Annotated in this window: 10 protein-coding genes and 1 pseudogene; 1 reads left to right on the top strand and 10 read right to left on the bottom strand. The window is 61.0% G+C overall.

The features are described from left to right. Positions 1 to 315 precede the first annotated feature (315 nt). The 7 genes and pseudogenes from ABEI27_RS14930 to gcvT form a co-directional block, all read right to left on the bottom strand. Positions 316 to 2256 (bottom strand): archaea-specific SMC-related protein, encoded by a 1941-nt coding sequence (locus ABEI27_RS14930; RefSeq protein WP_375800205.1) that lies wholly within the window; start codon positions 2254 to 2256, stop codon positions 316 to 318. 125 nt (positions 2257 to 2381) lie between these two features. Next, on the bottom strand, positions 2382 to 3536 hold the full coding sequence (locus tag ABEI27_RS14935) for a cobalamin-independent methionine synthase II family protein (protein ID WP_375800206.1): 1155 nt from the start codon (positions 3534 to 3536) through the stop codon (positions 2382 to 2384). 222 nt (positions 3537 to 3758) lie between these two features. Beyond that, complete coding sequence (lpdA, locus tag ABEI27_RS14940) at positions 3759 to 5168, bottom strand: dihydrolipoyl dehydrogenase (RefSeq protein ID WP_375800207.1); 1410 nt, start codon at positions 5166 to 5168, stop codon at positions 3759 to 3761. Beyond that, a complete protein-coding gene (gene gcvPB, locus ABEI27_RS14945; protein WP_375800208.1) occupies positions 5161 to 6606 on the bottom strand; it encodes an aminomethyl-transferring glycine dehydrogenase subunit GcvPB in 1446 nt (481 codons plus the stop codon). Before gcvPB ends, lpdA begins: the two co-directional genes overlap by 8 nt. Then, complete coding sequence (gene gcvPA / locus ABEI27_RS14950; RefSeq protein WP_375800209.1) at positions 6603 to 7970, bottom strand: aminomethyl-transferring glycine dehydrogenase subunit GcvPA; 1368 nt, start codon at positions 7968 to 7970, stop codon at positions 6603 to 6605. The genes gcvPB and gcvPA overlap by 4 nt, the downstream gene beginning before the upstream one ends. Positions 7971 to 7972: 2 nt before the next feature. Beyond that, positions 7973 to 8350 (bottom strand): glycine cleavage system protein GcvH, encoded by a 378-nt coding sequence (gcvH, locus tag ABEI27_RS14955; protein WP_375800210.1) that lies wholly within the window; start codon positions 8348 to 8350, stop codon positions 7973 to 7975. Positions 8351 to 8416: 66 nt separating this feature from the next. Continuing rightward, a pseudogene (gcvT, locus tag ABEI27_RS14960) lies at positions 8417 to 9510 on the bottom strand (glycine cleavage system aminomethyltransferase GcvT). A gap of 467 nt (positions 9511 to 9977) precedes the next feature. On the opposite strand from gcvT, the gene ABEI27_RS14965 reads away from it, so the two are divergent. Continuing rightward, positions 9978 to 10736, top strand: coding sequence for an IclR family transcriptional regulator (locus ABEI27_RS14965; RefSeq protein ID WP_375800211.1), 759 nt, complete (start codon positions 9978 to 9980; stop codon positions 10734 to 10736). Positions 10737 to 10742: 6 nt separating this feature from the next. On the opposite strand, the gene ABEI27_RS14970 is transcribed toward ABEI27_RS14965, so the two are convergent. The 3 genes from ABEI27_RS14970 to ABEI27_RS14980 form a co-directional block, all read right to left on the bottom strand. Beyond that, the gene (locus tag ABEI27_RS14970) at positions 10743 to 11222 is read right to left on the bottom strand and encodes an ester cyclase (protein WP_089768052.1); all 480 of its coding nucleotides are present in this window, start codon (positions 11220 to 11222) and stop codon (positions 10743 to 10745) included. A 205-nt stretch (positions 11223 to 11427) separates the two neighbouring features. Continuing rightward, on the bottom strand, positions 11428 to 12417 hold the full coding sequence (locus ABEI27_RS14975; RefSeq protein ID WP_375800212.1) for an ester cyclase: 990 nt from the start codon (positions 12415 to 12417) through the stop codon (positions 11428 to 11430). 214 nt (positions 12418 to 12631) lie between these two features. Then, the coding region (locus ABEI27_RS14980; RefSeq protein ID WP_375800213.1) for an ester cyclase at positions 12632 to 13296 on the bottom strand (665 nt) is incomplete at its 5' end.

Below are 13296 nucleotides of genomic sequence, written 5' to 3' on the forward strand. Positions count from 1 at the left end.
GGTTTGTATTAGAAGCTATTAGATCTTATTGGCAGGGTTCCTGATGTGAACAGAGAACTACCGCTGTTCGCGGACTTTTTCTAACCGTTCAATATCCGGTGTCACGGCCATACACGGTGGTTGAGTTGGCTAAATTTATTCGTAACTAACAAATATTTTACAAAAATATATTATAATACTCGATTAATTTATAGCTGTGTTCTTACTATGCGACCGTTGTACTTATACCAATAAACGTACTGGAAGTTGATAATATATTACTTAAAATACACTAACACCAAAACATCAATATGCCTATGTTAGAGTCTCGGGGCGTCAGATCGAGGTGACGCGGGTGAAGTCGTCGTCGAGCGCCTGGGCGTCCTCGGGGAGCAGCGCGACCACGAGGTAATCCGCGTAGTCGGCGAAGTACTCTACGAGCGCGGCGATGCGGTCCGAATCGATCGCCTCCAGGGAGTCCAACAGCATGAACGGCACCGTCTCGTGGAGGTCGTGGACGAGATAGCCCGCCAGCGCGAAGATCAGGCCCGTGACCTCCCGTTCGCTCTCCGAGAGGTGGTCGATCGTGTCCTCGTAGGCCGCCCCGTTGTCCGTCGTGCGGACGATGTGGAGCTCGAAGCGGGTCTGGGCCCCGCTCGCGTCGCCCTCCTCGATCCGCTCGATCCAGATCCGCTCGATGTTCTCGTAGGCCAGGATGTCCAGGATCGACTCCATATGCTCGTTGAACGACTCGACGGCCTCTGCCTCGATCTGGTCGATCTTCGTCCGCTGGTCGGTGAGCTGGTCGACCAGTTCCGCGCGCTGCTCGCGGAGGTCGTCCGCGCGCTCAACGTCGGCCTCGATCGACTCGATCTCGTCGGTGATCTCCTCGAGATCCGACTCAAGGCTGTCGATCTCGAACTCCAGCTGGTTGGCCTCCTTGTGGAGCGAGAGGATCTCGTCGAAGTCGGCGGACTCGAGGCTCTCGACCTCGGATTCGAGCGCCTCGACCTCCTTGGTCAGGGACTCCCGTTGTTCTTTCAGCGCGCCGATCTGCTCGTTCCGCCGGTCGAGCTCCTCGTCGATGTCGTCGATCTTGCGCTCGATCTCGGTGCGGCGGCGCTGCTTCTGGTTCGCCTCGCGCTGTTCTTCTTTCCTCGCTTCGAGGTCGCTCTTGACCTCGTTGAGCCGTTCGACCTTTTTGTTCCGAAGGTCCTTCAGCCGGTCGATGGTGGACTCGATCTGCTCGCGGTCGACCGACGAGCCGCAGGTCCAGCAGACGACGGTCTCGTCGTCCTCCCCGACGAGCTGGTCGGTGACCGAACCGCCCTCGGCGGCGGCGCCGCCGTCCTGGAGCAGTTCGTAGTCCTCGGCTTCGAGGCGCTCCTCGTTGTACTGGATGAGGCTGCGGAGTTCGTTGATCTCGGAATTGAGGTCCTGGCGCGTCGAGCGGAGGCGGTCGATCTCGGCCTCCAGATCGCGGTGGTCGCCCATCGGCGTCTCCGGCAGCTCTGCGAGGTCCTCTTCCAGTTCGCTGCGTTCGCTCTTGAGCGAGGTGACGCTGTCCTCCTGACGTTCGATCTTCCGGCGGACGGACTCGAGCTCCGAGCGGGTGTCTCTGAGTTCCTGGAGCTTGTCTTCGAGTTCGGCCTGTTCCTTGCGACCCTGCTCGACGTCGCGGCTGCTGTCGTCGATCTCGTCTTCGAGGTCGGCGAGCTCCTCGCGCTTGTCTTCGATCTTCTCGCGGAGGGTCGTACGGCGGCGTTCCAGACCGGGAAGCTCGCGCTTTTCGGACTCGATGCGGGCGAGTTCGTCGTTGATGTCGCCCTTTTCGTCTTCGAGGCGGCGGATCTCCGAGCGGATGGCCTCGACGTCGACGGGCCGCATAATGACGTCCCGGAGTTGGGCGTCGCGGGCGGCGGCCTGGCGGGCGTCGTTCGTCTCCAGCAGGAAGGCGAAGAGGCCGGCGACCTCCGGGTCGTCGAGGTAGGCGTCGCCCTCGAACTGGATGCTGTCGCCGACGCGCTCGAGGGTACGCTCGTAGGTGGTGTCGCCGAGGGTGAGTTCGACCCGGCCCTGGTCGGCGTCGCCCTTGAGCGCGACGCGGTCGCTGCCCATTGCGCACATAATCGAACGGAGGAACGAGGTCCGGTTCGTCGCGTTCTTGCCTGTCAGCACGGTTACGCCAGGCGGAATATCGACTTCAGTCTGGTCGATCCCGCCGATGTTCTCGACCGAGAAGTGAGCGGTTTCCTTCCATTGTTCTGAGATACTCATACTCAGTTACTCTCACGTAGTACGCATATGCTTTTCCAAGGAAAAAATCACGGGGAATCCGATCTATTCGAATTCTGAAACATATTTCCGAATATTGATTTTGTAAAGACACGATCGTTTTCCACTTAGAACAGTCTGTTACTCGCCTCGACGGCACCGTCTGAAAGCGCCTCTAGCTTAGCCCACGCGATTTCGGGTTCGACGATGTTGTGTCCGGCAAGTGTTGCTAGCCCACAGTCAGGAGCCGCGATAATCCGTGTGGGATCTCCAACGATTTCGGCCAGTTTGACGATTCGATCAGCAACCGTCTTCGGATGCTCGATGATGTTCGTCTTGACGTCGACGACGCCGGGGATCAGCAGCCACTCATCAGGTAACGGATGTTCCTCGAAGGCCCGCCACTCGTGGTGGTGCCGCGGGTTGGCGTATTCGATCAACAACCCCCCAACATCGGCCTCGTACAGGATCGGGAGAATGTCAACTAACGGGATGTCCTCGTGGTGGGGGCCCTCGTAGTTTCCCCAGCAGGTGTGCAGGCGAATCTGGTCTGCCGGGATGTCGCTCGTGGCTTCGTTGATCGCCTCGATACGCCGACGGGCGCGGTCTTTGAACTCCGCCGTCGAGAGATCCTTGAACTTCCGGTGCCGTTCCGAGAGTACGTCCGGGGCGTCGATCTGGAGCGTCAGCCCCGCTTCGGCGATACGCTCGTATTCCTCACGCATCGCGCTCGCCAGTGCGAACGTGTATTCGTCGTTCGATTCGTAATACTGGTTTCCCAGAGAAGCGGCGATCACCCCGGGAGACGCAGCGGTCATAAACGTCTCGTCGAATTCGACCCCAGTAGTGTCGAGCACTCGATCGAAGCGTTCGACTTCGGCGTCGACGTGATCCGTCCCGTCGTACCGTACCTCCTCAACCGCGACCGGCCGCGTCTGCGCCTCGGAGACGATGTCTGGAAACGCTTTTCCGGCGTACTCCGGGAAAGCTTCGACGTCTGCCCACTGCGGGCGGGGGATCGTTTGATCACTGAAACCGTCGAGTCGTTCGGAGACATAGATATGGAAGCCCGGTCGGGACTGCTCTCCATCGTTACCGATATCCATACCCACATCCGCCTGTCTGCGAATGGCCCGCTGGGTCGCCTCGTTGATCGCTTCGTGCAATTCGTTTCGGTTGGTGTCCACACCCTGTCCCCGCTGATCCATCAGTTCGATCAGCTGGTCCGTCCGTGGCAGACTGCCGACGTGAGTCGTGAGAATACGCTCGTCGCTTCGTTTCATACCGTACCAGAGACAGAATGTGGAGACTAATATCTGTATGTGATACCGGTTCGATCCGCCGGCGACGGGATTCGGTCCTGTGACGTCAACATCCAGGTTCGATTCTGGTGTCGTCGCCGACGGGATCAATCCGTGCCGCTCGTGATGATTACTCCCACTGTGTACCGGCAAGCACGGACGGCCGGGGTGGCGCTCATCGTGAAGAAACGAGAGTAATCGGTATCAGCGATTGAGGGTGTGAATCGCTATGTCCTGTTCGTTGGCTGCGGCTTCCCCGATTGACTCGGAGAGCGTCGGGTGAGGATGTATGACTTCCGCGAGTTCGTCCGTCGGCAGCCCCTCATCAACGGCAAGCGCGATTTCGGAGATCAGTTCCGAGGCCTCTGGGCCCACGACTTGCCCTCCGAGCACGACGTTGCCGTCTCCACAGACGAGACGGACGAAGCCCTCGGTATGGCCAGTGGTGAGTGCACGGCCACTGGCACGCATCGAGAACTCGCCGACAGACACGCTGTGCTGGGTCTCTTCGGCTTCTGCTTCGGTCAGCCCGACCGTTGCGATTTCTGGAGACGTGAACGCAACGGCGGGAATCGCTCGATTTACAGCCGGCGTGTTCCGGCCGGCAATCTCGGAGGCGGCAATCTCTCCCTCCATCGATCCAGCGTGCGCGAGCATCGGTTCGCCCGCTACGTCGCCGACAGCGAACACGTGATCAACGGCCGTGCGTCCGTACTCGTCCGTTCGAAGGAACCCGTCATCGTCGGGTTCGAGACCGATTCGGCCGAGGGCCATCGTGTTCGTCACGGGGGTCCGACCCACCGCGACGAGCACGGCGTCCGCCTCGTATTCCTGACGGTCGCCGTCGTCGGCTTCCTCCGTTGTGACCACGACACCCTGGTCTGTAGGGTGGCACTCCGAAGCGAGTTCGCCGTAGTTCATTTCGATTCCGAGTTCCGATGCCGCCGAGGCGACAGGCGCGACCAGATCCGGCGAGAACGCTGGCATCATCGAATCGAGCGCCTCGACGACGGTGATCTCGACGCCGAGTTTCGCGAACAGCATCGAGAGTTCCATCCCGATATAGCCCGCGCCGACGACCACGAGACTCGCCGGGAGTTCGTCGAGTTCCAAGGCTCCCTTAGCATCGAGCACGTTGGAACGATGGAACTCGAACCCCGGGAGTTCGATCGGACGACTCCCCGTCGCCACGACCGCGTACTCGAATGTGATCCGTTCTGACTGCCCGTCAGATTTCTCGATACTGACCGAGTGCTCGTCTTCGAACGCTGCGTGTCCCTCCACGAGCGAGACACCGTTGGCTTTACACAGTTTCTCGACGCTCCGGTTCATCCTTCCGACGACGTCGTCTTTCCACTCGACCATCCGCTGGAAGTTGATGTCAACCTCGGCCGAGATTCCCATCTGCGAACTGGTCCGTGAATCGTGCGCAACGTCTGCAGCCGATATCAGCGCCTTCGAGGGAATACAGCCGCGGTTGAGACAGGTTCCGCCCAGAGCGTCCATCTCGACGAGCGTCACATCAAGATCGTACTGCGCCGCACGGATCGCGGTGACGTACCCCGCTGGACCGCCGCCCACGACGAGGACCCCCGTGTCGAAGCGTTCACTCATCGTTTCCCTCCAGGTCCCGCCACGAGAGCCGCGGGTTTCGTGCGGCACCGGTCTGATCGATGCGTGCGGCAGCGGTCGTCGTGGGGGCCGCCGCGAGTTGCTCGGGCGTCTTTCGGCTCGCCGCTGTGAACGCCTCCGCCAGTATGTCGAGTTGGTCCTTGTTCAATGCCTCGGTGGGTTCGGTCATCAGTGCCTCGTCGACGATTTCCGGCCACTTGGTCGTCGGCGGATGCACCCCTTCGTCGAGCATCCCCTTAGCAAATTCCGCAGCGTCGACGTCGCCAGCACTGGCGACGAACTCGTGGTGGAACGGCTCGTACGGGACGTCGAGATCGATCTGCGAGGCGAGGTAGTTCGCGTTCAGGACGGCCATCGCCGAAGTGTCCTTCAGTCCGGCGTCACCGAGTCGGGAGATGTACGCGTAGGTTTTCAACAGTACCAGCCAGTTGCCGTGGAAGCCGTGGACTTTGCCGACACTCTCGGCAGGTTCGGAGAGCTCGAATGACCCGTCGTCAGCCTTGCGAACGTGCGGGTCGGGGAGGAACTCGGTAAGTTCGTCGATGACGCCGATCGGTCCAGCTCCGGGTCCGCCACCACCGTGTGGCGACGCGAACGTCTTGTGCACGTTGTAGTGCATAATGTCGAAACCCATATCACCGGGGCGAGCGCGGCCGAGCAGTGCATTGAGATTTGCGCCGTCGTAGTAGAGCAGTCCACCCGCCTCGTGGACGGTCTCGGCGATGTCTTCGATATCGCGCTCGAAGAGCCCAAGGGTGTTCGGGTTTGTCAGCATTAGTGCGGCCGTCGACTCGCCAACGGCCTCCTCGAGCGCGTCGACGGGGACGCGTCCGTCCTCGTTACTTGGGAGTTCGACGACGTCGTACCCGGCCATTGCGGCGCTCGCGAAGTTCGTACCGTGAGCCGACGCGGGGACGATCACTTCCCGGCGCTCGGCGTCTTCGTCGTTCGAGCGGTGATATGCGCGTGCCACGAGCAGGCCGGTGAACTCCCCCGCCGCCCCGGCAGGCGGTTGCAGCGTGACGGTCTCCATCCCGCCGATTTCCGCCAGGTACTCCTGGAGCCTGTACAGAAGCGCGAGGGTACCCTGAGCGTCCGCCTCGGGGCGATCTGGATGCATCGCCGCGTCTTCTAGCGCGGCGACGTCCTCGATAAATTTCGGGTTGTACTTCATCGTACAGCTCCCGAGCGGATAGGGGCCGTGTTCGACCGAGTAGTTCATCTGGGAGAGCCGCGTGTAATGATTCGCAACTTCTGGTTCGGCCGGTTCCGGCAGCGTCAGTTCGTCGCGGACCAGTTCGTCGGGCAGGTCGACGTCCTCGTGAGAGGCGGTCTCCATCCGCTTCTCCGAGAGGAGCGGTTCGTTGACTGCCTCGCCGCCCTCGGTCTCCTGCTCCCAGGTAGCCTGTTGGTAGTTCATCCCAGGACCTCCCGAACGGCCGCAACCAGATCGTCCAAGTCGCCGCTGTTGGTCTCTGTCACGCAAACCTGGATCTCGAACTCGCCGACCTCGTGGACGAGGAAGCCCTCCTCGGCCAGTTCCGATACCACCTCGGTGGCGGGACGGTTCGTGCGCGCCACGAATTCGCGGAAGTGGTGACGGTCGTCGACCGGCGCCGAGATGCCGTCGACGTCGTCGAGTCGAGCGGCGGCCTCAGCGGCCGTCGTTACGCACTCTTCAGCGAGTGCTGACAGGCCCGACGCGCCGAGCGAAGCGATGTGGATCGCCGTTCGGAGCGCAACCCACGCCTGATTCGTACAGATATTCGACGTGGCCCGTTCTTTTCGGATGTGCTGTTCTCGAGTCTGGAGAGTCAGGGTGTAGGCACGGCGTCCGTCGGCCGTCTTACTCGTTCCTACGAGTCGGCCGGGAACCTGTCGAAGATACGCCTGCTTGACGGCGAACAGCCCGAGTCCCATCCCGTAACTGGCCGAGAGCCCGAGGACGCTCGCGTCGCCGATGACGATGTCCGCGCCCACCGCGGCCGGTTCCTGCAGGAGCGCCAGTGCGACCGGATCGGAGCCGAGACAGAACGCCGCCTCGTGGTCGTCCGCGAGCGTCGCGATCGACGGCAGCCGCTCCTCGATTGCGCCTCTAGCGGTTGGCGATTCAGCGTACACCATCACGATATCGTCATCGAACAGTTCCGTGAGCGCGTCGAGGTCGACGTTGCCGTCGACGAGCGGATACGTCCCCACTGTCAACTCCGCGCCCTCGGTATAATTTTCTAAGACGCTGCGCCGCTCTGAACGGATGGTCTCGGGGACGAGAACGCGTGATCCGCTGGTGTCCCTGACGCGGGCCGCAAGCGTCGCCGCCTCGCCGAGTGCAGTCGCAGCGTCGTACATCGAACAGTTCGCAACCGGGAGCCCGGTTAGTTCGACGATCATCGACTGGAACTCGAAGAGCGCCTGGAGGAAGCCCTGCGAGGTCTCCGGTTGGTACTGCGTGTAGGAGGTCAGAAACTCCGAGCGCAGCGAGAGGTAGTCGACGACCGACGGCACGTAGTGATCGTAGTGGCCGCGACCGAGGAACTCGGTCCGATCGGCGTTTCGCCCGAGCAGTTCTTCGATTTCGGTCACGACCTCGAACTCCGATTTCGCGTCGATGTCGAAGTCACCGTCGAAGGCGACCGCCTCCGGAACGTCGAACAGTTCTTCCACGCTTTCGGCACCGATGGCCGAGAGCATCTCCTCTACTTCCTGCGGCGTCTGCGGGGCGAAGGGACTCGATTCGGCTGGTTCGTGCGTCCGATCCCCCTCGTCGTGCTGTATTCGTTGCATTGTCATTCTTCGGTCTGCTCGCGGTAGTCAGTTGCACCGAGCGCGTCGTCGGGTACCTGTCCATCGATCTCGAAGAGCCACCCCTCGCCGTACGGATCAGTGTTGAGCAGTTCCGGCTGGTCGAGTACGCCGTCGTTCGTCGCGGTTACCGTCCCCGTGACGGGCGTGTAGATGTCCGAGACCGCCTTGATGCTCTCGACGACGGCGCAGGCGTCTCCGCTGTTTAGGGACTCGCCCTCCTCGGGGAGTTCGACGAACACGACGTCACCGAGTTCGTCCTGCGCGAAATCGGTGATCCCGATGCGCAGGGCGTCCCCGCCGTCGTCGATCCATTCGTGTGAGTCGGTGTAGTGTAAGTAGTCAGGTATCTCGTGTGTCATTGTGGGTGCTGAGGTTCGTCGAGGATCTCATTCGTCGTTTGCTCTGGTGAGCGTTTTCGATCTGCGTCACTCACCATACGATTCGAGGAACGGCGTGTCGACGACGGTGGCGTCGGCGGTCCGGTCGCGGATCGAGACGGCGAGTTCAGTACCCGGAGTAGCGGAGTCGGCATCGACGTACCCGAGGGCTATCGGAATTCCCAGCGTGGGACTCATCGTGCCGCTGGTCACCCGCCCGACGTCGTCGCCGTCGGCGACGATCCGGTGTCCGTGACGGGCGATCGCCCGCTCCTCGAGCTGTAACCCGACGATTCGCTCGTCGATTCCCTCGTTCCGGGTCTGTTCGAGGACCGACCGACGAACTCCTCGTCATCGAAGTCGACGACAAAGCCGATTCCCGCCTCGAAGGGGTTGTGCGGTTCGTCATCGGGGTGGAAGTCCTGTCCCGAAAGCAGTAAGCCCGCTTCGAGACGGAGCGTGTCCCTAGCCCCGAGCCCGCACCGCCGGACATCGTCGAATCGCCGATCGATCGTCGTGGCCTCGTCGCCGGGGAATATGATCTCGACGCCGTCTTCACCCGTGTATCCCGTGCGGGCCACGAGACACTCGACGTCGCCGATCGACGTCTTCGTCGTCGTGAACGGCTCCAACGCGTCGAGCTGTTGGGTCCCCTCGGCGTCGACACGGTCTACTGCCTCGGGTCCCTGGATCGCGATCATTCCGAGTTCGGTGGTGCGGTTCGCGATCGTAACGTCGAGACCCCAGCGATCGGCGTGCTCACGCAACCGATCGTACATCGCCTCGTCGTGGCCGGCGTTCGGAACGACGATGTACTCGCTTTCGACCGGATGATCGTACACGACGACATCGTCGAGGATGACACCATCGGACTGGAGGAAGCACGAGTACAGCGCGTCCCCCGGTTCGAGACCGCGAACCTCACTTGGGGTGAGTCGGTGTAACAGCGTCTCTGCTTCGGGGCCATCGACAGCCAATTGGCCCATATGACTCACGTCGAACAGTCCGACGTCCTCCCGAACGGACCGGTGTTCCTCGCGGATAGAATCGAACGAGACCGGCATCTCCCACCCGCCAAAGTCGGTGAAGTCCGCGCCCGCCCGGCAGTGGGATTCGTACAGCGGTGGTTGCTTCGATGACACAGCGATAACTACACGACTACAAGTATTTATACATTTTTAGACCGTACAACGGCACAAACGTTGTATTTTAATCGGAAATATTTCGTTAAAGGTGAATGCATACCCTCAGTCGACGAATTGTATCGGCACTCCGCCCCGAACAGGAGAGTGTAACAAATCGGCGCGTCGCGTCCGCTCCGTGCGGAATGGTAGAATACGAGATCGACCGAGAAGTCGCGAATACAAACACGTTCTCGTTGGGATCTCGGTGTTGTTCGGCTCTGCGGAGAGAGTTAATCAAACAAAAGAGAATTTTCGGCGCCCGAGAATCCAATAGTTCTGTATCCTGGGTGAATGAAAGCAAATTATAAAATTTCACTCCCAGAGGAGAGGGAGTATACCACGGCTCACCCCACCAGTCGCGCCTCGAAGAGACACCAGTTCGGATTTCGTGAATGTTTATATAGTGGTGCTCCCAACAGTCGAGCGTGCCAGAAGACGGACGCGAACTGACGACGACAGCTACCTCGCTCCGGATCCTCGACACGATCAATCGGCTGGAAGGTGCCCGAATGAGCGAACTCGCCAGGGAACTCGGCTTAGCCAACAGCACCGTCCACGCACATCTGACGACGCTTCGTAACCACGAACTCGTTGTGAAGGAAGATAACGAGTTCTACCTAGGAATCAAACTCTTCCACCTCGGCGAGCAGGCGCGACACCGGAAACCGGAGTACGAAATCGTGCGGCGGCACGCCCACGAACTGAGCAATCAGCTCAACGAGGAAGTCGCGTTCGCCATCCCTGAGCACGGGCGTTCCGTGATCATCTTCGACGAGAACAACGACCCCGCAAACGACGGGTTTCAGGTGGGTCGGTACTTCCATATGCACAACTCTGCGAGCGGCAAGGCGATGCTCGCGGAATTCACCCGCGAGCGTGTCGACGAGGTGCTCGATCGGTGGGGGCTACCCAAGGAGACCGAAAACACGATACAGAGCATCGAAAAACTCTACGAGGAATTGGAGCGGACCCGCGAACGCGGCTACTCGCTAAACAGACAGGAGGCACTCGAGGGGCTGATGGCCGTCGGAATAGCGATCACGACTCCGGATGGAAGCGTCCTGGGATCGCTCGACGTCTCGGGGCCGCCGTATCGCCTCTCCGAGGAACGGATCGTCCCGGAGTTGCGTGAGACGGTTTCGGATATCGAACGCGAAATCGCGTCCCGATACGGAACGGAATGAACCCGCTCAGTAATCGTGAATCGGGTCGTCGTCGGGGGTCACAGACTTGATGTACCCGAGCTTGTCGTAGGCGATCCACTCTTCGACGTACTTCCACTCGCCGTCGACTTTCTGGATCAGGCAGTTGGCGATCCCGAGGTTGTCTTCCATCGTCTTCCCCGTCGGCGGCCCGTACTCCGTCGGGCCGGTGTTCTCCGCGGTGATCGTCCTGACCATCGACGTATAGTAGCCGTCTTCGGGGTTTCCTTCCCAGATGATCTTCTCGATATTCATCTCGGTTTCGGGGAAGGCGTTCAGCCGTTCGAGGGTATCCTCGACGAGCGCTTCGGAGCCAACGATGTCACCGCCGGCGCCGTGAACGACAACGTCGTCGGCATAGTAATCGTAGATTTTTCCGACGAGCTTCTCGTCCCAGATTTCCCGCGTGCTCTGTCGGATCATCCGCTCAACGTCGAGTTCGTCGGCCGTCCGCCAGTCTTCGGTCATCGTCGCTCTCCTCGTGGGCAAGTCGCTGTCCCAAAGTCGGTACCTGCATCGAACGTCGCCGTCGCGTGTCTGCTTTGTTGTCGCACTGAATGAACCCTCATCGAGAGGTCTTCATCGTAGATGTTAAATATTCCGCTCGGGTCGTCCTCCGGGCCGCATCGCCCGTCGGGAGTCTACCCCACGAATCACCGTCGACCGCCTCCCCTCAGAAGTACTGCTGATCGTTACGGAGTCGCTCGAAGATGTCGACGCCCATCTGTTGGAGCAGGTCGATCTTATCGATGAAGACCCAGTTCTCGGCGAGTTTATCGCCCTCACGACGCCAGAAGTCCATCACGCGCATACCGACCGGTTCGTCGGTCGCCGGGAGTCCCATCCACCCATCGCCGAGGTGCGTCGCCTTGACCGACGGCCATCCCGTCGAGGCGCAGTAGTTGCCCTCAGCGAACCGAGCGACGTGATCGCCCCCCTCACGGTCGGGGAAGGCTTCGAGGAAGGGTGCCTGGTGGTACTCCTGGAAGCCGTCGATTCCGCGGGTCGTTCCGGTACCCGCCGGTCCGTACCACATAAAGTCCTCGTGCCAGTACTTCTCGAGGCCCATCCCGTCGAGACCCTCCTCCTGGTAATCTTGGAGGCCGTCAAGCATCCCCTCGACCACCTGGAGCGTTTTTTCGGACGCCTCGTCATCTTGTTCGTCGAGGAGGACACCGTCCTGTGTCGTCGGCCCAGGGATGACGACCTCGGGGGCGAGCGCGGGCACGAACTGATAGCCGGCCTGCCGCATCACGTCGAGGACGTCGACGAGCAAGCGGGTTTCGGCGATCTTGCCGTCCAGGACGCGGTGGAACTCGCCGTACCGGAGCCACGTCGCGTGTCCGGTCGCGGGAATGTCGAGCCAGTCGTTCTCGAACGTTCCGACGAGATTGCCGGTCGCACAGACCCACTGACCGCCCTCGAACTCGCCGGCGAACAGGATGTAGTCGTTCTTTTCGAGATCCGGGAACGATTCGAGGAGCGGCGCCCAGTACGCGTCGGCGATCGCGTCGGGGCCTTCTACCGCGTTGATCGGTTCCGGGCCGTGCCACTCGGCGTCGGCGTGGTAGTAGTCGGGGAGGAGGTCATCGACGTTCTCCGCGCTCGCGTCGTGTATCTCCTGGGAAAACTCGTGGACTAACCGCTTGCGCTCTGTGGTCATATAGCTCACGTAAGTTGGTGCAGAACACGGTAAAATAAGTATCGATCCGGAGTCGGTCTGGGAGCATCGCGAAGGCGGTCATGGAGAAGACGGGTCGTACTCGTGGCGTCTCGTGCACGGCGGCTTACCCGGGGATGAGGGGGATTCGAGCCGAGTTGTGGTGGTAGCTAGGCGTTCGCTTCGGGACCCCACGACAGGTCCCGGTTCGGACCCGTCACGGGGTTCCTGTCCACTGAATCGATTCCGGGTTGTTCCGGAGTCGCTCGAAGACGTCGACGCCCATCTGTTGGAGCAGGTCGATCATATCGATGAACACCCAGTTCTCTGCGAGCAGGTCCCCCTCTCGCCGCCACACGTCGATGACACGCATATCGACCGCGTTGCCGGTCGACGGCAATCCCAGCCATCCGTCACCGAGGTGCGTTCCCACGACGGCCGGCCAGCCCGTCGAAGCGCAGTAGATACCCTCGGCGATCCGACAGTCGTGGTGACCGACCTCTCTGTCGGGAAACGCCTGCAGGAAGGGGTTCTGATGGAACTCTTGGAACCCGTCGATCCCACGGGTACTGCCGATCCCTGCGGGGCCGTACCATATAAAATCCTCGTGCCAGTACTCTTCCATCCCCATATTTTCCAGACCGTGCTCGTCGTAGGAATTCAACCCGTCGAAGAGCATCCCCTCGACGAGTTCCATCGTCTTCGCCGACGCGGCATCGTCCTGTTCGTCGAGGAGGATCCCGTCCTGGGTCGCGGGGCCGGGGATGACGATCTCGGGCGCGAGCGAGGGGACGAATCGATACCCGACCTGCCGTAGCACGTCCAGCACGTCGATCAGGATACGTGTCTCGGCGATCCGGTCGCCCTCGAAGCGGTGGAACT

Origin of the sequence: Halobellus sp. (assembly GCF_042218505.1) — an archaeon.
GTDB lineage: Archaea > Halobacteriota > Halobacteria > Halobacteriales > Haloferacaceae > Haloquadratum.